Genomic DNA, 18,003 nt, shown 5'->3' on the forward strand with positions numbered 1-18,003 from the left:
TCGTCGCTCAGACTCCATAGAATAGGCAACCATGACTACGATTCAAATCGCTCCCAGCATCCTGTCCGCTGATTTCTGCAACCTCGAGCGCGATCTCAAGGCCATTTCCAATGCCGATCTCGTTCACGTCGATGTGATGGACCACCACTTCGTGCCGAACCTCACCCTTGGCGAGCCGATCGTCGGCCGCATCTGCCAGGTCACCGACCTGCCGGTCGACGTGCACCTCATGATCGAGGACCCGGACCGCTGGGCCCCCGAATATGCCAAGCTCGGCGCCGCGTCCGTCTCCTTCCACATGGGCGCCACCCATGCGCCGGTGCGTCTGGCCCGCCAGCTGCGTGACATGGGCTGCAAGGCCTGCTTCGCCGTGCGCCCGGCCGAGCCGGTCGAACCAATCTTCGACATCCTCGACGAGTTCGACATGGTGCTCGTCATGACCGTCGAGCCCGGCTTCGGCGGCCAGAAGTTCCTCGACAACCAGATGGCCAAGGTGCGTCGCCTTCGTGACGAGATCACTCGTCGCGGCCTCGCCACCAAGATCCAGGTCGACGGCGGCGTGAGCCCGAAGACCGCGCACATCGTGGCCGAGGCCGGCGCCGACGTGCTCGTGGCCGGCTCCGCCGTATACGGCGCCGAGAACCCGGCCCAGGCCATCGACGACATCCGCGCCAAGGCCCAGGCCGCGTTCCGCGCCTGAGTCCACGCACATCAGCCGTATACCCGCATACCAAGGAGACAAGGCATGAAGACCTTCGAATCGTTGTTCGCCGAGCTGAGCGACAAGGCTGCCACCAAGCCGGCCGGATCCCTCACCGTGGACGAGCTGAACAAGGGCACCCACTTCATCGGCAAGAAGATCGTCGAGGAGGCGGGGGAGACGTGGATCGCCGCCGAATACGAGGGCGCCGACCGCACCGCCGAGGAGATGAGCCAGCTCATCTACCATCTGCAGGTGATGATGATCGACCGCGGCATCACGCTCGAAGACGTATACAAGTACCTGTGAAATCGAACCGGGCCGGTTGCCCCGCATCGCCGCACGAGAGCGGATAGCCACCGGCCCAAGGGGAGGAAAATCATGTTGCGAATCGCCGTACCCAACAAGGGCATGCTGTCGGAACCCGCATGGAACATGCTGTCCGAAGCCGGATACCGTCTGCGGTCGAACCCGCGTCAGCTCGTCGTGGAGGATCCGGACAACGACGTCGAACTGTTCTACCTGCGCCCGCTCGACATCGCCGTGTACGTCGGTCGCGGCACGATCGACGTCGGCATCACCGGCCATGACCTGCTGCTGAATTCGGGAACCGAGGCGAAGGAACATATGGAGCTCGGCTTCGGCGCGTCCACGTTCCGTTTCGCCGCCCCGAACGATTCCCCGATCAGCACACTCGAGGACATTCAAGGCAAGCGCGTGGCCACATCCTTCGACAAGCTCGTGCACGACTACCTGGCCGCGCACGGCATCGACGCGGAGACCATCCACCTCGACGGCGCGGTCGAATCGTCCGTGCAACTCGGCGTCGCCGATCTCATCGCCGACGTCGTGTCCACCGGTACGACGCTGCGCAACGCCGGCCTGCGCATCTTCGCCGATCCGATCCTGCACTCCCAGGCGGTACTGATTCGTTCGCCGCGTCTCGATGAGCACGACGAACGTCTGGTCAAGTTGTCCCGTCGTCTGCAAGGCGTGCTCACCGCGCAGCGGTACGTGCTCATGGACTACGACATCCCAGTGTCCAAGGTCGCCGCCGCGGTGGACGTCACCCCCGGTTTCGAAAGCCCGACCATCTCGCCGCTGCACGACAAGCAGTGGGCGGCCGTGCGCGTCATGGTACCCAAGGCGAAGGTCAACCACCTGATGGATCAGCTGTACGAGGTCGGTGCGCGCGGCATCATCGTGACCGCACTGCAGGCTTCGAGAATCTGACGCATCCGCCGCATGTTCGATTTCAAACGCAAGTTCAGCAAGAAATACAGTCCGGAACCCCGTGACATCTACGTCACGGTCCCGAACATGATCAGTCTGCTGCGCATCATCTCGATCCCGATCATCGCGGCGCTGGTCGCGCAGCATCACATGATCGAAGGGCTGGCCGTGCTCGCCGTCTCCGCCATTTCCGACAGTGTGGACGGCATCCTTGCACGAGTGCTCGACCAGGTGAGCAAGGTGGGCCAGATCCTCGACCCGATCGCCGACCGTCTGCTGATCCTGTGCAGTGTGCTCGCGCTCGGCATCGCGGGCATCATCCCTTGGTGGATGATCATCATCGTCGGACTGCGCGACCTGCTCATGGGTGTGCTGGTGCTGGTGCTCGCCCAGCACGACTATGGCCCGCTGCCGGTCAATTTTGTCGGCAAAACCGGTACTGCGATGCTCATGATCTCCATCACCGCGCTCATTTTCTGCGACATCTGGACCAACCCGATGGTCGATCTGCTGCATCTGGCCGCGTTGGCCGCCGGCATCTGGGGTGTCGGACTGTACTGGCTTGCAGGATACATTTACCTGCGTCAGGGCATCCGTCTGATACGCGTCGCGGACACCGCCGGCACCGCAGTCCGCGTGCGCGACGAGGTCGACTGACCCATGACCGACGTGATGCAGCAGGAGCCGGAAACGTTCGATTCCGCAGAGACGGAACGCTCCGAACCAGAAGAGCGCCCCGTCTCGTTTCCCGTACCGGTCGACGCCGCCTCGATGCATCGCAGGGCGGTGTTCTCCAGCTCGGTGTCCGCGATCGCGTCGCATCACGCCTCGCTGCCCCTTGATGTCGGACAGGCGTCCCGTCGGCACCGCCGCAAGGCGCACGACGGCTCATTGCAGTTATTGGATGATTTGACGAACCGTCCGATGGATCCTCTGTTCTCGGACTCCCGTCTTGCCTCACGCCGCAAGACGCCCACGTGGGAGGTCTGGCTCACCCGCGTCGTGGTGTTCCTCATCTGCATCGTGGTCGGGTTCTACAGCTGTTTGTTCGTGCAGCAGCTGCACACCGATCCGCGTAAGGAAGTGCGGCAGAACTGGGCCAACGAACTGGAAGGACTGAACACGCGCGTCGACGCGCTCAACGGCGAGGTCGCCAACCTGCAGAGCGAGGTGACCAAGCAGTCGAAACAGCTGGGCGATGTATCGCAAAACGACACGCTCACCCAGGACGAAATGGTCAACGGACTGTCCAAGGTCAGCGGCGAAGGCATCGTGCTCACGATCGCCAACCCCCTGGCGACCGACGACACTTCGGCGAATGGCACCTATCATCGCGACAGCACGGCGTCGCAGATCCGTGTGGTCTCTGACGCCGACCTGCAGCTGCTGGTGTCGCTGCTGTGGCAGTCGGGAGCCGAGGCCATCTCCATCAACGGGTTCCGCATCGGCGTGCAGACCTCGATCCGCACGGCCGGTCAGACGATCATGGTGGGGGTCAACCCGGTGCAAAGCCCGTACCGGATCGAGGCCATCGGTGACAGGAATGCCCTCGCCGAGGCGCTTGGCTCGTCCCAGCAGCCGAAACTCTACGAATCATTCGCCAAAGCGGGCATCTATCCGCAGGTTTCGAAGTCCAGATCGCTTACACTGGAAGCGGCATCTTTAGGCAATCTTTCCTATATGAGAAAGGACGAATGACGATGGCAGCGGTGTTGGGATTGATCATTGGCGTGGTCGTCGGCCTGTTCGTCAAACCCGATATTCCGGTCGTACTGCAGCCGTATCTGCCGATCATGGTGGTCGCCGCGCTGGATGCGCTGCTTGGCGCGGCCCGCGCATATTTCGAACGGAGCTTCTCCGACAAAGTGTTCGTGATCTCGTTCATCTCCAATGTGGTCACGGCGACGTTGCTCGTGTTCCTCGGCAACCAGCTTGGCGTCGGCTCGCAGCTGCAGACCGCCGTCATCGTCGTGCTCGGCATCCGCATCTTCTCCAACGTATCGGCGATCCGCCGGTTCATCTTCAAGGGCTGAGCCATGGCACGACGCAAACGTCATCCGCAGGACATGCTGACCAGGTTGCACCTCCAGCATGCGCAGGACAAGGCAAACGACCATACCGAAACCGGCTCGTTCCCGGTCGTGCGCAAACGCAGAGGAGGGAAGCGTTCGCTCAACGCGAACGCGACACGCATGCGGCTGGTTACCAGCCTGCTCATAGCGGTCATGTGCGCGTTGCTGTCGTTCGCCTACATGATCCAGATCAACAACACGAAATCCACGTACGAGACGATGAGCGAGGACGAACTGGTGCGTCTGATCAACGAGACCAGCAATCAGGTGCAGAGCCTCGAACAGCGCAAAAGCGAACTGACCAGCCAGCTCAATTCGCTCAAGGCCACGGCCGACAAGCAGGCCGCCGCCCAAAAGATCGCCAAGCAGAACGAGGAGACGAACGGTATCCTTTCCGGCCGACTCGCCGCGAAGGGCGAAGGCGTGATCATCCACATCACCAAGGGATCCAAGGCCAATGTGGACGCGTCAACGATGTTCACGCTCCTCGAGGAGCTGCGCAACGCCGGAGCCGAGGTGATCGCCATCAACACGGTGCGCGTGGTCACGTCCACCTACATTAGCGAAACGACTGACGGCACGTTGATCTGCGACGGCGAAACGCTGGACACGCCGTATGTGGTCAAGGCGATCGGCGATCCTCAGGCGCTGGCGAATGCCGTGAACATCGCCGGCGGCGTCGGCTCCCGACTCAAGGTGAAGTACGGTGCGGACGTGTCCGTATCCACCGAAGACGAGGTAAAAATCGACGAAACGCGACAGGCGCGGCAATATCAGTACGCAACGCCGATCGAATAGGTACAATGGAGCATTATGACGAATCCGATTCCTACCGCAGGCGAAACGACCATCATCGGCCTGCCTGCCATCACCATCCCGATCACGACCACCGGCGATCGTCCGCTGACCCAGGAGGATCTCGACACGATCGCGCGTCTGTCCGAGGGCACGGCGTTGCTCGTGTCCACCCGCGGCGCGGTGTCCGGTTCCAGATACCTGCTGGACGAGGATGAAATCACGGTCGGCCGTGACCCTCGCGCGGATATCCTGCTCGACGATTCGACCGTGTCACGCTCGCATGCGGTGTTCCGCCGCACCGGGAACACGTTCGAGGTCGTCGACGCGGGCAGCCTGAACGGCACGTACGTGAACCGCCAACGGGTGGATCGTGCGACGCTGCGCAACGGCGACGAGATCATGATCGGCAAGTTCCGTCTGGTGTTCTTCACCAAGTCCGCCGTGATCGCCTGATTCACGGTGACGAGCATCCCCGTGTCCTGACGGTGACGGAGGAGTCCTGCAGAAGGGAGCTGTGCCATGAGCGTGCGGCAGGCCATCCAAGGTGAGCTGTTCACCGCGGGGGAGGAGCAGGACGCCAAGCGTGGCTACAGGGGCACTGTCGCGTCGAAGGTCGCCGGCATCACGTATCGGCAGTTGGATTACTGGGCGCGCAAGCAGATCGTCGAGCCCTCGATCACTCCGTCGCACGGTTCCGGTTCGAGACGCCTGTACTCCTTCAAGGACGTGTTGATCCTTGCCGTCTCCAAGCGTCTGCTGGATGCCGGAGTGAACCTGCAGAACGTGACGGCCGCGATCGGGTTCCTCGCCCAGCGGACCGCCGGACAGCTCGAGCACATCACGATCATGTGCGACGGGCAGCACGTTCATGAATGCACGACCAGCGAGCAGATGCTCGACCTGCTGCAAAGCGGCAAGGCCGTCTTTGCCGTATCGGTCAGCTCATTGTGGTACCAGATCGAAAAGGCGCTGGAAAACGAGGATTACGTCGATCTGGACAAGACTCCGATGACCATCGTGACGGGACGTCCGATCGACGAGCTCACCGCGATGCGCATGCGTAAGAAAATCGCCGAGAACAAAGCCCGACGTCAGGAAGCCGCATAACTGCCCGCATGTGGCATCATCGTGCAATTGCTGCGACTGTGCTGAAACGACGAACTGAACAGGGGCGGGGAGAAGGACTGTATGATCGATCTGCTGCCGTTGCTGCTGTGGCTGTTTTCGCTGTGCTGGTCCGCGGCGGTATGCGTGATATGCGTGGTGCGAGGCCATCTGTTCGCCGGCGGTCATCCTGAGGTCGAGCCGGTCAGCTGGACCGTGATCTACGCACAGGTATGTTCCGTGGTGCTGTGCGCCGTGCCATTTCTAGCGCTGATGCTGCTGCAGCACGACATCGACGCCGTTATGCTGGCTTGGTACGACCGCTATCAGATCGTCGGTGCGATAGTCGCCATCATCCCGGTGATCGCCGAATGGGTGCTGATGTTCATGCAATCCAAACGCGCCGAGCGCACGCAGATCGACCGCATACTACATGCCAAGCGATGATCGCACATTCCTGTATGAGAATTTTTCCATATGCGGCGTCGTCTCCGGCAAACCCACCAAGGTAAGCCAGCGAAGCGAAGCTTGCCAAAGACGAGCGGTTATGTCAGCAAGACGCAACGCCCAGTGACGTCTCGCGACATAACCGTGAGACGTTATGTCCGATTGCTGCGCAATCTGACATAACGTACATTCGGTCAGGGCGACCCGGTTTCGGTTGGAATTCCGGACTTCCGGGCAGGAGCGTACAACGATTCCGTGCCTAAGCGTGCCTATCATCCCGGCTTTCGGACGATCGGCGACGCATGCGACGGGATATGACCAGTCCCTTGCATGAATACCAGAAGCAGGCCGTACGCTTCGCCTTGGATGCGTTCCGCACGCCCGTGAAGGGCTGTGGCCTGTTCCTTGAACCGGGACTCGGCAAGACGCTCACCAGCATCGCGATCATGGACATTCTCCACGAGGAGAACCCGGACGGCAGGTTCCTTGTCGTAGCGCCCGCGCTCGTCGCCCGCAACAGCTGGCCCGACGAACTCGCCCGATGGCACGATCTCCACGATCTCGACTGGGCGGCCGCGGTCGGCACGCCCAGACAGCGGCTGAAGGCCATCGAACGGAACGCGACGGTGACGATCATCGGCCGCGACAGCCTCGACTGGCTCGACAGAACCCTGAAACACTGGCCGTACAGCGGGATCATCGTCGACGAGCTTTCCGGTTTCAAGACGCCCGGAAGCACGCGAAGCCGCATCCTCCGCCGCCACGCCCGCCACGCCGACTGGGTGCTGGGACTCACCGGCACGCCCGCCACGAAAAGCCTCCTCGACCTGTGGGGCGAAATCAGCATCATCGACCGAAGCGGCATCCTGGACACGAGCATCACCCGCTACCGGACGAAATGGTTCACCCCCGACCGGTACGTGAATGCGGGCGGCATGCCACGGCCCGTCTCATGGAAGCCGAAACCCGGCGCACAGGAGCGTATCCTCGACCTGATCCGACCGTTCTGCCTGTCCATGACCGCCCATGACATGCTCCCCGGCCTGCCCGCCATGATCACCGTCGACCACTGGCTCGACATGCCCCACGACACGAGGACCGAATACGAGCATCTGCGGCACGACATGGTCGCCGAACTGCCCGACGGTATCACCGTCACCGCCGCCAACGCGGGAGTGCTCACCGGCAAGCTCAGCCAGCTCACCTGCGGCTGCCTCTACCCCGACCCCGACGACGAGGACAGGCGCATCGGCCGGTTCGACGACGTGAAGCTCGACGAACTCGACCGGATCATCCACGACACGGCCACGCCCATCCTCGTGTTCTACCAGTACACGGACGAACTCGACCGGATGCGCGACCGCATCCCCGGACTACGCGAAATCCACGAACCGAACATCATCGACCAGTGGAACAAGGGGGAGATCCATGTGCTCGCCGCGCACCCGCAGGCCGCGAAATACGGGCTCAACATGCAATCCGGCGGACACGACATCGTATGGACCAGCCTCCCATGGTCATTCGACGACTACCGGCAGGCCTGCGACCGTCTCCACCGGCAGGGGCAGAGGCATCCCGTACGCGTCCACCGATTACTGGAATCCGGCACCGTCGACGCGAGAAAAAGAAAGGTGCTCGACGGCCGCATCGCACTCCACGAGGCGGTCATGAGCACCCTCAAGGACGATTAGACATGCATCAGGCTACCGTCCGGGACCTGCAGCGAACGACGCGCATCCAGCCGGACGCGACACCATTCCGCCGCATCCGTGGCCTGACGGCAGTATTCACGGTAATCCTCCACCGTCTCCCGCATGCCGCGCACGCCCAACGTCCGGCAGGCGACGTGCCATGATCGCATCACATCCCACTCCGGATGCTCGCGGGACAGTTTCTCGAACAGGAGACCCGTCTCCGCGCAGCGGCGGAGCATGCCGATCCGATTGAGCATCATCCGGGTCCGCATCCGGGGATTCGCCTTCCTCAATGCGGATGCGAGCATGGGATCGCCCAGCAGTCCGGTCAGATTCTGGAGCGCCTCCGTACGCTTCGCACCCCGGGGTAGAGGCAGGCTCATCGGATCGACGCCAAGCATCCTGCAGTCCTCCACGGTGAGTCTCGCCAGCATGTCGACCGTCACATGATGCTCCTCCAGCCATATCGCATCCGGGATGAACTCCGGCTCATCCCGGTAGGCGAGGGCCGGATCCGAATCCGCGCGATGATCATCCCCCTCAAGGAAATGACGCTCCCTGGATTCGAACAGCGCATCCCATTCGCGCAATCCGCCCATCGACGAGACGACGGTCGCCCCGGGGCGGGAGGAGCGGCCGTCATGGTAGGGAAGCCATACGATCTCGCCCGGCTTCCTCTTCTCATCCTTCCTCTCATCCCCCTCCGCTTCGGCCTTCTTCCGCCGCTCCGCCTCGCGTTTGGCGATGGCCTTCCTCTGTCGTTCGATGTCCGCATCCACGGCCTCATCCCACAGACGCTCCCGGATGCTTCGGGACGGGCAGCGGCCGGAATGGTCGGCCATGTAGGCGGCGAGACGTTTCTCATACCGGGAGCCGGCGCGGATCAGACGAACGCTCGCCCCCGTATGCTGGTGGATGAGCGTCTCCAGGCTTGTTCGACGGCAGATGTTCGTCAGCAGAGCGCCGGTCATCACATTGCCGCGCTCCATGGCCTTCACGGCCTGATCCTCGATCCAGTTCGCGACCATTTCCGAAGCGAGACGATCGTCACGCAGAAAGCATGCGAGCTTCCAGGCCGGCGTGTTCGGTATGCGAGGATTCGAATACCGGTACAGGACCCGCTCCCATTCGCTTGGGGCGATCCTCATCAGATTCGCGAACCTGTCCTCCACCATCGGCTTTACGGGGCCGTGTCCCGATGTCATAACACTCACTCCGTGTGCATGCGTCCGGACGCATGCACACGGTTTCGACTATGGGCGCGAACCACCGGCGACGATGGGCGACACGCCGACAGACGCATAGGTGCCCGTCATGGCATTCGACCCGTTCGACGAACAATGGTGGCAGGGCAGCGAGGAGCTCAACTGGTGGCATTCCGCGCTCGCCTCCCCGCCGCAATGGCTGCCCGACCCGGATGAGGCGCTCGCATTCCTCAACCGGAACCGGATCCAGATGCTTCACGCGCTCACCCTCATCCGCAGCATGCGCACCGTGGAAAGCAGCCAGCTGCATGATCTCGACCGGATGCTCCCCGCACGCCCGCAAAGCGCACTCTACCTGAGCATGGCCGCCATGCGCCTCATCGACATGGGTTTCCCCGCCAGGGTCGACGGGAGGGCGACCAGCAACCCGTATACGAGCGGGTTCACCGCATTCCGCCTTCCCAGATACCGGCCGGTCGACAGGAAACGGCTCGCCGTGGAATTCGGCTGGAATCCGATGGAGATCGCCGGACTGGGTTCGGGCCCATTGTCCGCGGCGCGGCAGGCGGACAGGCATAATCTGATCACCGCGACCATCGCCGTCCGGGCACGTGACGCGGGCTGGCTGACGGCGGGGGAGGCGTGGTGCCGGTTCGACCGGATCACCTTGGATCCGCTCATGGGAGGCGGCGGCCCCGATCTCGCCATGATCGGCGGAGACCGGATCGTGTTCATAGAGCTGACCGCGAGCACGAACCGTACGCTGGAGGCGAAGTTCCGCCGGTGGGATCGCGTGCTGGATCATCCCGGATGCGAACGGATGCACGTCGTCTGGCTGGAGGCGGGACGCGGGGACAACACGGGCACGATCCGCAACCGTCTTCGCGGATTCTGCGAGGATCGGCCCCGTCAGCATGCGGGGGTAGCCCGCGACTGGCGGACGGACGATTTCGCCTGTCTGGACGGGTTCGCCCCCCGGTCGAACCATCCGGTCGAACCATCCGGCTGGGTGAGGGATGATCTCAAACAAATCGGCCGGATGATAGGCTTCCCGAATGCGGGATCATGGCGTCTGCCGGAACGGTTCGAGGATCGGTGGATCGGTTAGACGGGTTGACGCATATACGAATGCATGAACGACATGGACATGATGCTTGAACCCGCGGCCGAGGCGCTGAACCGTGAGGGGTCGGAACGGATGATGAGCGCGTACGCGATCCTGGAGAAGGATTCGCTCATGTTCGCGGAGGCGAACCGGATTCTCCGCGGGCTTCCCGCACGCGATCGGCGCACATTGGATGAGGCGTATCGTCGTCTGGGCCGTTTCGCTCCCGGACTCTCCTACGGTCAGGCGGAGGCGCTGTGCCGACTGGGCATGCGCGCCACCCGGAATGCGGCCGGATTGGAGCCGGTCGCATGAACTGGAGACGACAGGCGGGAATGCTGGCGGAGGGGTCGCTGCCGACGACGGATGCGGCGTATGATCCGAACCCCGTGATCCGCATGCTCGCCGCCCGCCGGGATCTGCCGTCGCGCATCATCCGACGTCTGGCCCGTGATCCGAGTCCGGCCGTCAGGGCGACGATCGCCATGCGCCCGGACCTGGATCAGCGGACCGTGGAGGATCTCGCCTGGGATTCGAATGCGGATGTGCGACTGGCGGTCGCCCGACGGAATGATCTGAATGATCATGTGCGCGGCCGCCTTTCGGAGGATCATGATCCGCGCGTCCTTGACGCGCTGGGCGACCATGATGCGGCCGGACTGTTGCGCTCCGCGCCCGCCCCATTGGATGAGCCGCAACGAAGGGGGTTCCCGTGGTGAGGGAGCGGACCGTGGAGCGGCGACTGTGCGAACTGGCGCGACGGCATGGGGGCGTCGCGTTCAAATGGGTGTCGCCCGGCCGGATAGGCGTGCCCGACAGGCTGCTGTTCCTGCCCGACGGGCGGCTGTATCTGGTCGAACTGAAAAGGCCGGGCGGCCGGCCGCGACCCTCCCAGACCGTGATGCATGACCGGCTGGCCGCATTGGGCTGGCCGGTGCATGTCGTCGACGACGCGGACCGGTTCTTCCGGGAGACGGTCGAAGCGGACGCATGAGCCGTCCAACGGAACCATCGAAAAAGGACGGGGCATCATGATCGTCGACACGTATCAAGGCGAAGTGGACATGCGGAAGCCTATCCCCGCGATCATGACCCCATGGCTGGGCGCCGAACTGGAGGATGAACTGGGGCGCGACGAGACGTTCCGGATCATGGATCGGCTCATGGAGGCGAACGGGATCGGCGAACATGACGAGGCGATCCGCGTCGCCGAAACCGAGGCTGACATGTTCGGCGACTGGACGGTCCTCGCCTACGATCCCGACTGGGAGATCCGTGAAATCCGCGGCAACCGGTACGGGGTGTGCGATAACCGGCCGTACACGGGAATTCTTGAACCCGTCCGTTAGGCTTTGATCCGATCCAGTGCGTTTCGGCCGGCTTCGGCCAGTCGTGGGATATGCTGGCGGGCCGCCCATTCGGCCAGCCGCCGATCCGGATGATCCGCCAATTGGCCGGCGATCTCCCGGATCATCCGTTCGCGTCTCTGGGTGAAGATCCGATCGAATTCACGCCCGTACGCCTCCGTGATCCGTCGGGCGTCATCCGGGGCCGGCTCCTCGCCCCATTCGTCAAGATAGCAGAATCGGCTTCCGTAGTCGGAGACGAGCCGGGAGACCGCGAAGTCGTTGCGCGCATCCGCATGCCATTCCGATTTCGGATCAGCCCATTGGGGGGCGGAGATCCCTGTCCCCGCCGGTCGCATACGGGTCGACGGCCCATTCGCCGGAGTCGGATCGGCGCAGTCCGGTGGTGTGATCCATCTGCCGGTCGAATATCGTTGTCGAATATCGTTTCAAGATCGGGATCATGGGAGGCGATGTCCGTCTCATCCTGGTATCGGAGCCTGTTCGCCAGTCCGGTGAGCAGGCGGATCGGATCTCGATCGTTCGACGTGTCATCGTACTCGTCGGGGTTCATGGGGAGGTGATCGTATTGGAGGATCGTGTTCCCGCCGGCCCGCCAGCGGCTGTCGTAGGCGCCCATGATCGCCGCGCGGATATGCTCCGGCCTGTCTACGCCAAGATCGGTGACGGTGAGCGTCACCCGTTCCGGATCAGTGTCGCCGGTCCGCCATCGTGCGATGGATTCGACGAACCGGTGCGGATCCTGTCTTTCGATGGTCGCGTCGATGAGCATGAGACGGCCGGTGCTCCGACTGCCGATCAGGAGCCGCCCGTCGGCCGGATTGTCGGTGACGAACAGATTCGGATCATGCAGATCGTCGAAAATGCCGCCGATCGTTTCCTTCAACCGATCCAATCCGTTCCGGCGGGCGAGGCCCGCATCCAGACGGCCGAGCGTGTCCGGGTCGGGCGGGATCAGGTCGGAAGTCGCCGTTCACGCCGGTTTTTCCGTCGTAGTTGCCGGCAACCCTGGCTGGCAGTCCTTTAGGCCTGTGGCTCATGCCGTTCACGTCGACGACCATCAGATGCCCCTCCTGCGATTGAGCGCCGTGTCGAGCCGCAGGTCGATCAGCTCCTCCAGGCCGGGTTCGCCCGTATCCGGATAATCCAAATGACGTTCCCCGTCCGGGCCGGTGGTTTCGATCCATGGGACCGGCAGGGGGGAGTCGGGGCCGACGATGCCGACGCGCATCAGCTCCCGCCCCTGACGGTCGCCCACGTAGACGACCGGATCACCCGTATTGCCCGGCCAGACGGTCACGTCACGCCGGTTCATCGTCGCGTTCGCCAGAGCGTCGCGAAGCTCCGGCTCCCGGTCGAGCCGATCCTCCCATTGGGGCGGCGTGTCCCTTTCCGCGCAGTAGACGACATGATCGGACGCGTCCGTGTAGAACATGTCGTCCGGATCATCCGGATCTGTGATCACGCCGGCGGGCTGGATCGTCCAGATGCGCACCGAATCGATTCTCCCCTCCCGCCAGTCTTTGACCGGCTGGAGATCCATCCATGCGGGAGGCTCCATGACGGTGGCGATCCGGTACGCCTCCGGCGCGCCGTCGGGGAAGGAGATGCCGCCCGAAAGCGCGCCCGCGGGATCGTATTCGATCTCGCACCCCCCGTTTCCGTCGAAACCGTGGGCGGTCAGACCGTACCCGTCGCCGCGACGGCTGAGACTGATCGCCCCCTCGTACGGTTCCAGCAGGCCGGCGTTTCTGAGCGCCGTCATCCTGTCCGGCCATGTCGCATCCAGTCGCGCCTTGTTGTCCTCATCCAAGGGGAGCGTCGGGTCGGTGATGTCCGAATCGCCGCCATGCCCGTCGTTCCTCGACTCGTATCGGCCGCCATCCGGTCTGCCTTTCGCCGTATGGCTCATCCCGTTCCTGTCAACCGTCATGATCCCCGTCTCCTTACGGTCACGCCTTCGGGCTGCTTCGTTGGGAGGCTCCTATGCCATGACCGGAGAAGAATACAGGGGCCGGCCTCCCATCCGCGGGAAGACCGACCCCCTGTCATGACGCCCGTCGGCGATCGGGACCGGAGGCTACTCCTCCGTTCCCTCATTCGACGGCGTGTCGGCCACCGTCGCATCATCGTCGGCTTTGCGACGGCGGAAGTGGGCTGCGAGGGCGACGGCCGCGCCGGCGAGCGTGAGGATGATCACGCCGACCAGGGCGACGCGGATCGTCGACCCGGTTTCGGCCAGCGTTTCCGCGGCCGCATCCAACACGGTCCTCTTCGCCTTCACCGTGTACGTGCGGGAATGGAGGCCGTCGGCGCTGGTCGCCGTCAGAGTGGTGACCGTCCCATCCGCATGCTTGGTGACGCTCATGCCCGTCGGCTTGTCCCATTGGGCGGTCGTCACATACCGGTTCGGATCATTCACCGACACCTCATATTCGAGCGTATCCGGTTTGAACCCTTTGACGGGTTTCCCGTCGACGCTGATGCCGGTCAGTTCGGCCTTCGACGTGGCCGCGGTCACATACGTGACCTCATACTCGTGGGATGCGTACGAGTGATGGTCGGGGGCGAGCACGCCGAGCGTGTACCGCCAGGTCATGCCCTTCACCCTGCCCGACTGGACTCGTACCGTCTGCCCCTTCCACGTCTCATACGCGAACGAGCCGCCTTCGGGGATCGTATACGAATCCTTATCCGCCCTGTGATAGTCGCCGTCGAGCAGCCAGCCGACGCTTTTCACCCCGGTCTCCGACTCGGACGGCGCGTCAGCGGTGCCGCCCGTGTCTGTCGCATCCTTTGGCGTGAACGCCTCATCCGCGGTGGGGGTCTTATGGTCGCGGACGAGCGTCACCGTATACGTGCGGCTCGAACCATCGGATGCGGTGACCGTCCAATGCTGCACGGTCGTGTAGGCGGTCTGGGTCGCGTCGGATGCCTTCACGGTCTGTCCGTCGCGGGCCACCGGCCCGACCGTCACCCTGTCGTGTTCGCCTGCGCTGATCGTGTAGTCGAGAATGTCGGGATCCCATCCTTGGATGGTCTTCCCGTTCACGTTGATCGACTCCAATGCCGCATTCGGGTTCTCGGTCTTGCGGATCGCCTTGTCGAACGGCTGGCGGATGGTGATCGTCCGGGTCATGGTCTTCCCGTCCTCGCCGGTCACGGTCGCCTTGACGGTGAACACTCGCTCCCCGTTGTCGCCGAGCCCGTTCGTCACGTCGGCGGTCACGTCCACGCCGGTCACGGTCTTCGCCGTGTACTGGTCGCCGATCGCCTCATAGGGGAGCATGGGCGCGGTGATCGTCGCGTCCTTCACGTCGGTGAGATCCTTGAACACGCCGTCGGGGAGAGTGATCTCACGTGATTCGCCCTTCGAGTCGCGGCGTTCCAGTGCGACGGTGAGGGTCGGATCATAGGCTCGGGCGGCGCTCATCGTCACGGTGACGGGCTGTCCGGCGACCGTCGCATCCCGCGTCGTGGCCTCCGCCAGCCAGAATCGGGCGGAAGCCTCACTGCGGGCGACGTGCGGCGCATCCCATTGCAGGGTGAGTTTCGACCCGTCGGACAGGGTGACGGTCTTCAGCGCGTCGGGGATCGTGTTGTCCCTGTTGAGCGTGTCCTGGGGGAGGGTGGCCTTGAAACCGGTGCCGTCCTTGACGAAGCGGATCGGATCCTTGTCCTTGACGGGGATCGTGATCTCCGTGCCGGTCCGGTAGGAGACGGGGATGGTGAGCGTGGCCCCGTCGGGAGTCGTGGCCGTGTATGATGCGGCATGTTCGGTGATGCCGAGCACGTTCATCACGGTCGTGTCCTTGCCGACGGTGGGGTTGAGGGTGCGTTCGTGGCCCTTCAGCCCGCCGGTGATCGTGAGATCCTTCGCGGAGGGTTCGCCGTCCGGTTTCCATTCGCCGCCCGACCATGCTCCCTTCGCGTCGAAGTCTTTGCCCTGGAACGTCCAGTTGGTGACGGTGAGCGCGTCGATGGCGCGGGTGAGCGTGCCGGTCCATGTTTCGAGGAGGGTTTTCGTCGCATGCTTCGCGTCGATGGCGGCGGCCCTGTCGTATTGGTTTTTCAGCGTGTCCAGGCCGGGTTTCGCATACGCGTCCGCGCCGTGGTCGAGGATGTCCTTCGCGTCCGTGAGTGTTTTCGAGAACGCTTCCGTGACGGTGCGGTCGGCCGCGGCGCGGCGGATCGTGAGCCTCCACGACTGGGGGATGCCCTTGTCGGGGGTGGAGATGATGATCGTCCACTCGTCTTCGTTGTTTTCCCCGACCGTGGATGTCCATCCGTCCGGGAGTCCGGTGACGTCGAACCGGAGGGTGGCGTTGGGGGTTTCGCCCTCATCGTCCGTTGACGGGTCGATGTCGAGGATGGTTCCCCTGCCGGTCCCGTCGTCGTCCGTGTGGGCGACGATCCGGGTGTCCTTCAGTTGGGAGCGTTCGTATGTGGTCTGCGCGTCTCCGGTGTCCTTGTGTTCGCCGCTGTCGCCCGTCGGGTTCCGCATGGTCGTGTCGTCGGCCATGGCGGTGGCGGTCATGCCGCCCATGAGCGTGATCGCCGTCATCGTGGCGGCGATGGGGCGTTTCAGCCTTTCATCCATACTTGTGTTCTCCTTGCGTTCGTCGTACGACATGGCTTTTCTATGCGCCCAGCCACCAGGGGCGTCCTCCTGTGGCGGGGAGGCTTCCCGTCGTGCTTCGTTTCCATTGCGCGTAGAGGGTGAGTCCGGTTTTGACGAACGTGGAGGAGGCTCCGGGGTTGACGGCGGTTCCGGTCCCGTCCGGTTTCGTGTTCCATCCCGTGAACGTGTAGCCGGGGTGGGTGAACCCGTTGTCGCGGATCGTGGCCTTGTCGCCTTCCGGACCGCTTTGGGACGGGGTGTCTCCTCCGGTCGCCCCGTTGCCGTCGTAGGCGATCCATCCGAGCGGATGGCCGGAAGCGTCGTTGCTGGTGAGACTGTTCGACAGGGTGAGCGTGCCGCTGCCGCCGGGACTGCTCTGCCAGTCGATCTTCGCCCTCTGTCTGACCCCGTTGACGGTGAAGAAGACGCTGGGGCCGTCGAATCTGACCTGCGTGGTGAGTCCGAGCTTTCGCGCCTTGTCGTAGGCGCTTTGCGTGATCCGGTCGCTCATGTCGTATTCGGGGAGGCTGTCGTCTTTCAATGGGCCGAGGTTGACGGCGTACCACCATGAGCCGTCCTTGTCCTTGAACATGGCGCGCTGGCCGCTTTTCAGCGTCTTCGCCGCGTTTGCGGGGCTGCTGATCGCATTCGCGGAGGCGACGGTGATCGTGGTTCCCGTCCAGCCTCGGACATCCCTCCAGTCGAGCACGCCGAGCGTGTTCGCATCGTAGCCGAGCCTCCACTGGTCATGGAATCCGTCGGTCGTGATTCTGCTGATCGGCCCGTCCAGTGGGGTGATGCGGGCGGTGAGGATCCGATCCTGGGTCTGGGGGATGGCGGGGGTTTGTCCGGCGAGGATCCTGTTGATGTCGTCGCCGGAGCGGCTGCTCCAGTACATGGAGAAACCGTTCGCGAAGGAGTTGCGGGAGGTGACGTTCAGGGCGCGGTCGAAGGTCTTCCTGTTGGTCAGCGCGGTGTTGGGGAAGGCGAGCGTGCGCCCTGCTATCGTCCATGTGCTCGTGGTGCCGAGCAGCGCGCCTCGGGTGGTGGCGTCGTTCCACAGGGTGAATTCGGGGCGTAGCGTGAATGTGCTTGAGGAGAGGCCGGCCGTGTACTGGGTGGCGGTGAGGATGATCCGGTTCCCGTTCGTACGGTCGATTTTCGCGTCGAACAGCCGGTTGCCCGCCGAATCGTTGACCGTCGGGTTGAGGTTGATGACGGTGTTCTTCCGGTCGTTGCGGAAATGGGATTCGCCTGTCGTGCCCAGTGGGATGATGATCGTGTCGCCTTGGCTGAGTCGCCTGCTGACGGTGCCGTGGATTTCGAGGCGGATGACGGTTTTGTTGCCTATAGGGGTGATCCCGTTGACGGTGGTTTTCCCGTCGATCGTGTGTTTGACGACGGCGCCGGTCTGGTCGGTGAGGTTGAGGGCGGTGGAGCCGATGTCCTGCATCCGGTATGAGGAGGCGGCGTGCGCGGGGGTTATGGCGGTCAGGGCGAGGAGGAGTATGGCGGTCAGGCAGGCGAGCCTACGCCCCCCCCCGCGGGTTTTCAGCATGTTCTTGTTCATGCCGGTTCGGCTATGCCGGTCGGAGGCTGTCTCTTTTACCCATCTGACGTTCCCGTCGAACTCACGGGTGTAGTTCTAGGGTGTCTC

At 63.5% G+C, this 18,003-nt stretch carries 22 protein-coding genes; 17 read left to right on the forward strand and 5 right to left on the reverse strand.

Going from position 1 to position 18,003, the window contains the following annotated elements; translation table 11 throughout:
• Nucleotides 1-31: 31 nt before the first annotated feature.
• The 11 genes from rpe to JS541_RS13110 all read left to right on the forward strand — a co-directional run bounded on the left by rpe (nucleotide 32) and on the right by JS541_RS13110 (nucleotide 8,045).
• Nucleotides 32-700, forward strand: coding sequence for a ribulose-phosphate 3-epimerase (gene rpe, locus JS541_RS13060; protein WP_214374926.1), 669 nt, complete (start codon nucleotides 32-34; stop codon nucleotides 698-700).
• A 45-nt stretch (nucleotides 701-745) separates the two neighbouring features.
• On the forward strand, nucleotides 746-1,009 hold the full coding sequence (locus tag JS541_RS13065; protein WP_214374928.1) for a phosphoribosyl-ATP diphosphatase: 264 nt from the start codon (nucleotides 746-748) through the stop codon (nucleotides 1,007-1,009).
• 72 nt (nucleotides 1,010-1,081) lie between these two features.
• Nucleotides 1,082-1,933, forward strand: coding sequence for an ATP phosphoribosyltransferase (hisG, locus tag JS541_RS13070; protein ID WP_214374929.1), 852 nt, complete (start codon nucleotides 1,082-1,084; stop codon nucleotides 1,931-1,933).
• A 12-nt stretch (nucleotides 1,934-1,945) separates the two neighbouring features.
• Nucleotides 1,946-2,590 carry a CDP-alcohol phosphatidyltransferase family protein gene (locus JS541_RS13075; protein ID WP_214374931.1) on the forward strand — a complete coding sequence of 215 codons (645 nt, stop codon included), beginning with the start codon at nucleotides 1,946-1,948 and terminating at the stop codon, nucleotides 2,588-2,590.
• Between the two features lie 114 nt (nucleotides 2,591-2,704).
• Complete coding sequence (locus tag JS541_RS13080) at nucleotides 2,705-3,631, forward strand: DUF881 domain-containing protein (protein ID WP_236036872.1); 927 nt, start codon at nucleotides 2,705-2,707, stop codon at nucleotides 3,629-3,631.
• A 2-nt stretch (nucleotides 3,632-3,633) separates the two neighbouring features.
• Nucleotides 3,634-3,966, forward strand: a complete 333-nt coding sequence (locus JS541_RS13085; RefSeq protein WP_152357535.1) for a small basic family protein — start codon at nucleotides 3,634-3,636, stop codon at nucleotides 3,964-3,966.
• Between the two features lie 3 nt (nucleotides 3,967-3,969).
• Nucleotides 3,970-4,803 (forward strand): DUF881 domain-containing protein, encoded by an 834-nt coding sequence (locus JS541_RS13090; protein ID WP_214374932.1) that lies wholly within the window; start codon nucleotides 3,970-3,972, stop codon nucleotides 4,801-4,803.
• Nucleotides 4,804-4,818: 15 nt separating this feature from the next.
• Nucleotides 4,819-5,256, forward strand: coding sequence for an FHA domain-containing protein (locus tag JS541_RS13095; RefSeq protein ID WP_214374933.1), 438 nt, complete (start codon nucleotides 4,819-4,821; stop codon nucleotides 5,254-5,256).
• Between the two features lie 66 nt (nucleotides 5,257-5,322).
• Nucleotides 5,323-5,910, forward strand: coding sequence for a MerR family transcriptional regulator (locus JS541_RS13100; RefSeq protein WP_214374935.1), 588 nt, complete (start codon nucleotides 5,323-5,325; stop codon nucleotides 5,908-5,910).
• Nucleotides 5,911-5,991: 81 nt separating this feature from the next.
• Entirely contained in the window at nucleotides 5,992-6,354 is a 363-nt protein-coding gene (locus tag JS541_RS13105; RefSeq protein ID WP_214374936.1) for a C4-dicarboxylate ABC transporter, read from the forward strand.
• Nucleotides 6,355-6,668: 314 nt separating this feature from the next.
• Nucleotides 6,669-8,045, forward strand: a complete 1,377-nt coding sequence (locus tag JS541_RS13110; RefSeq protein WP_214374937.1) for an SNF2-related protein — start codon at nucleotides 6,669-6,671, stop codon at nucleotides 8,043-8,045.
• Here the strand turns inward: JS541_RS13110 and JS541_RS13115 are convergent.
• Nucleotides 8,042-9,253 carry a hypothetical protein gene (locus JS541_RS13115; RefSeq protein ID WP_214374938.1) on the reverse strand — a complete coding sequence of 404 codons (1,212 nt, stop codon included), beginning with the start codon at nucleotides 9,251-9,253 and terminating at the stop codon, nucleotides 8,042-8,044. The two genes, JS541_RS13110 and JS541_RS13115, sit on opposite strands and share 4 nt — an antisense overlap.
• A gap of 109 nt (nucleotides 9,254-9,362) precedes the next feature.
• Here JS541_RS13115 and JS541_RS13120 point away from each other — a divergent pair, with 109 nt between their 5' ends.
• From JS541_RS13120 to JS541_RS13140, 5 genes are read left to right on the forward strand one after another with little or no spacing between them, the layout of a single operon-like run.
• Nucleotides 9,363-10,361 (forward strand): hypothetical protein, encoded by a 999-nt coding sequence (locus JS541_RS13120; protein ID WP_214374939.1) that lies wholly within the window; start codon nucleotides 9,363-9,365, stop codon nucleotides 10,359-10,361.
• 39 nt (nucleotides 10,362-10,400) lie between these two features.
• Complete coding sequence (locus tag JS541_RS13125) at nucleotides 10,401-10,673, forward strand: hypothetical protein (protein ID WP_240539369.1); 273 nt, start codon at nucleotides 10,401-10,403, stop codon at nucleotides 10,671-10,673.
• Nucleotides 10,670-11,077 (forward strand): DUF2336 domain-containing protein, encoded by a 408-nt coding sequence (locus JS541_RS13130; RefSeq protein WP_214374941.1) that lies wholly within the window; start codon nucleotides 10,670-10,672, stop codon nucleotides 11,075-11,077. The genes JS541_RS13125 and JS541_RS13130 overlap by 4 nt, the downstream gene beginning before the upstream one ends.
• Nucleotides 11,071-11,352, forward strand: coding sequence for a VRR-NUC domain-containing protein (locus JS541_RS13135; protein ID WP_346428316.1), 282 nt, complete (start codon nucleotides 11,071-11,073; stop codon nucleotides 11,350-11,352). Before JS541_RS13130 ends, JS541_RS13135 begins: the two co-directional genes overlap by 7 nt.
• Nucleotides 11,353-11,389: 37 nt before the next feature.
• On the forward strand, nucleotides 11,390-11,707 hold the full coding sequence (locus tag JS541_RS13140) for a hypothetical protein (protein WP_214374942.1): 318 nt from the start codon (nucleotides 11,390-11,392) through the stop codon (nucleotides 11,705-11,707).
• Here JS541_RS13140 and JS541_RS13145 read toward each other — a convergent pair.
• Complete coding sequence (locus JS541_RS13145) at nucleotides 11,704-12,063, reverse strand: hypothetical protein (protein WP_214374943.1); 360 nt, start codon at nucleotides 12,061-12,063, stop codon at nucleotides 11,704-11,706. The genes JS541_RS13140 and JS541_RS13145 overlap by 4 nt on opposite strands.
• A 104-nt stretch (nucleotides 12,064-12,167) precedes the next feature.
• Here JS541_RS13145 and JS541_RS13150 point away from each other — a divergent pair, with 104 nt between their 5' ends.
• Nucleotides 12,168-12,752: a hypothetical protein gene (locus JS541_RS13150; protein WP_214374944.1), complete on the forward strand. Its 585-nt coding sequence runs from the start codon at nucleotides 12,168-12,170 to the stop codon at nucleotides 12,750-12,752.
• Nucleotides 12,753-12,785: 33 nt separating this feature from the next.
• On the opposite strand, the gene JS541_RS13155 is transcribed toward JS541_RS13150, so the two are convergent.
• From JS541_RS13155 to JS541_RS13165, 3 genes are all read right to left on the reverse strand, one after another.
• On the reverse strand, nucleotides 12,786-13,658 hold the full coding sequence (locus JS541_RS13155) for a hypothetical protein (protein WP_214374945.1): 873 nt from the start codon (nucleotides 13,656-13,658) through the stop codon (nucleotides 12,786-12,788).
• A 147-nt stretch (nucleotides 13,659-13,805) separates the two neighbouring features.
• Entirely contained in the window at nucleotides 13,806-16,325 is a 2,520-nt protein-coding gene (locus tag JS541_RS13160; protein WP_214374946.1) for a hypothetical protein, read from the reverse strand.
• Between the two features lie 40 nt (nucleotides 16,326-16,365).
• Complete coding sequence (locus tag JS541_RS13165) at nucleotides 16,366-17,916, reverse strand: InlB B-repeat-containing protein (RefSeq protein WP_214374948.1); 1,551 nt, start codon at nucleotides 17,914-17,916, stop codon at nucleotides 16,366-16,368.
• Nucleotides 17,917-18,003: the final 87 nt, after the last annotated feature.

Origin of the sequence: Bifidobacterium sp. SO1 (genome assembly GCF_018555335.1) — a bacterium.
Lineage (GTDB): Bacteria > Actinomycetota > Actinomycetes > Actinomycetales > Bifidobacteriaceae > Bifidobacterium > Bifidobacterium simiiventris.

Bases quoted from the DNA above. Each gene is read 5' to 3' on its own strand.
- rpe (WP_214374926.1), top strand. From the start codon at position 32: ATGACTACGATTCAAATCGCTCCCAGCATCCTGTCCGCTGATTTCTGC.
- JS541_RS13065 (WP_214374928.1), top strand. From the start codon at position 746: ATGAAGACCTTCGAATCGTTGTTCGCCGAGCTGAGCGACAAGGCTGCC.
- hisG (WP_214374929.1), top strand. From the start codon at position 1,082: ATGTTGCGAATCGCCGTACCCAACAAGGGCATGCTGTCGGAACCCGCA.
- JS541_RS13075 (WP_214374931.1), top strand. From the start codon at position 1,946: ATGTTCGATTTCAAACGCAAGTTCAGCAAGAAATACAGTCCGGAACCC.
- JS541_RS13080 (WP_236036872.1), top strand. From the start codon at position 2,705: ATGCATCGCAGGGCGGTGTTCTCCAGCTCGGTGTCCGCGATCGCGTCG.
- JS541_RS13085 (WP_152357535.1), top strand. From the start codon at position 3,634: ATGGCAGCGGTGTTGGGATTGATCATTGGCGTGGTCGTCGGCCTGTTC.
- JS541_RS13090 (WP_214374932.1), top strand. From the start codon at position 3,970: ATGGCACGACGCAAACGTCATCCGCAGGACATGCTGACCAGGTTGCAC.
- JS541_RS13095 (WP_214374933.1), top strand. From the start codon at position 4,819: ATGACGAATCCGATTCCTACCGCAGGCGAAACGACCATCATCGGCCTG.
- JS541_RS13100 (WP_214374935.1), top strand. From the start codon at position 5,323: ATGAGCGTGCGGCAGGCCATCCAAGGTGAGCTGTTCACCGCGGGGGAG.
- JS541_RS13105 (WP_214374936.1), top strand. From the start codon at position 5,992: ATGATCGATCTGCTGCCGTTGCTGCTGTGGCTGTTTTCGCTGTGCTGG.
- JS541_RS13110 (WP_214374937.1), top strand. From the start codon at position 6,669: ATGACCAGTCCCTTGCATGAATACCAGAAGCAGGCCGTACGCTTCGCC.
- JS541_RS13115 (WP_214374938.1), bottom strand. From the start codon at position 9,253: ATGACATCGGGACACGGCCCCGTAAAGCCGATGGTGGAGGACAGGTTC.
- JS541_RS13120 (WP_214374939.1), top strand. From the start codon at position 9,363: ATGGCATTCGACCCGTTCGACGAACAATGGTGGCAGGGCAGCGAGGAG.
- JS541_RS13125 (WP_240539369.1), top strand. From the start codon at position 10,401: ATGATGCTTGAACCCGCGGCCGAGGCGCTGAACCGTGAGGGGTCGGAA.
- JS541_RS13130 (WP_214374941.1), top strand. From the start codon at position 10,670: ATGAACTGGAGACGACAGGCGGGAATGCTGGCGGAGGGGTCGCTGCCG.
- JS541_RS13140 (WP_214374942.1), top strand. From the start codon at position 11,390: ATGATCGTCGACACGTATCAAGGCGAAGTGGACATGCGGAAGCCTATC.
- JS541_RS13145 (WP_214374943.1), bottom strand. From the start codon at position 12,063: ATGCGACCGGCGGGGACAGGGATCTCCGCCCCCCAATGGGCTGATCCG.
- JS541_RS13150 (WP_214374944.1), top strand. From the start codon at position 12,168: ATGGGAGGCGATGTCCGTCTCATCCTGGTATCGGAGCCTGTTCGCCAG.
- JS541_RS13155 (WP_214374945.1), bottom strand. From the start codon at position 13,658: ATGACGGTTGACAGGAACGGGATGAGCCATACGGCGAAAGGCAGACCG.
- JS541_RS13160 (WP_214374946.1), bottom strand. From the start codon at position 16,325: ATGGATGAAAGGCTGAAACGCCCCATCGCCGCCACGATGACGGCGATC.
- JS541_RS13165 (WP_214374948.1), bottom strand. From the start codon at position 17,916: ATGAACAAGAACATGCTGAAAACCCGCGGGGGGGGGCGTAGGCTCGCC.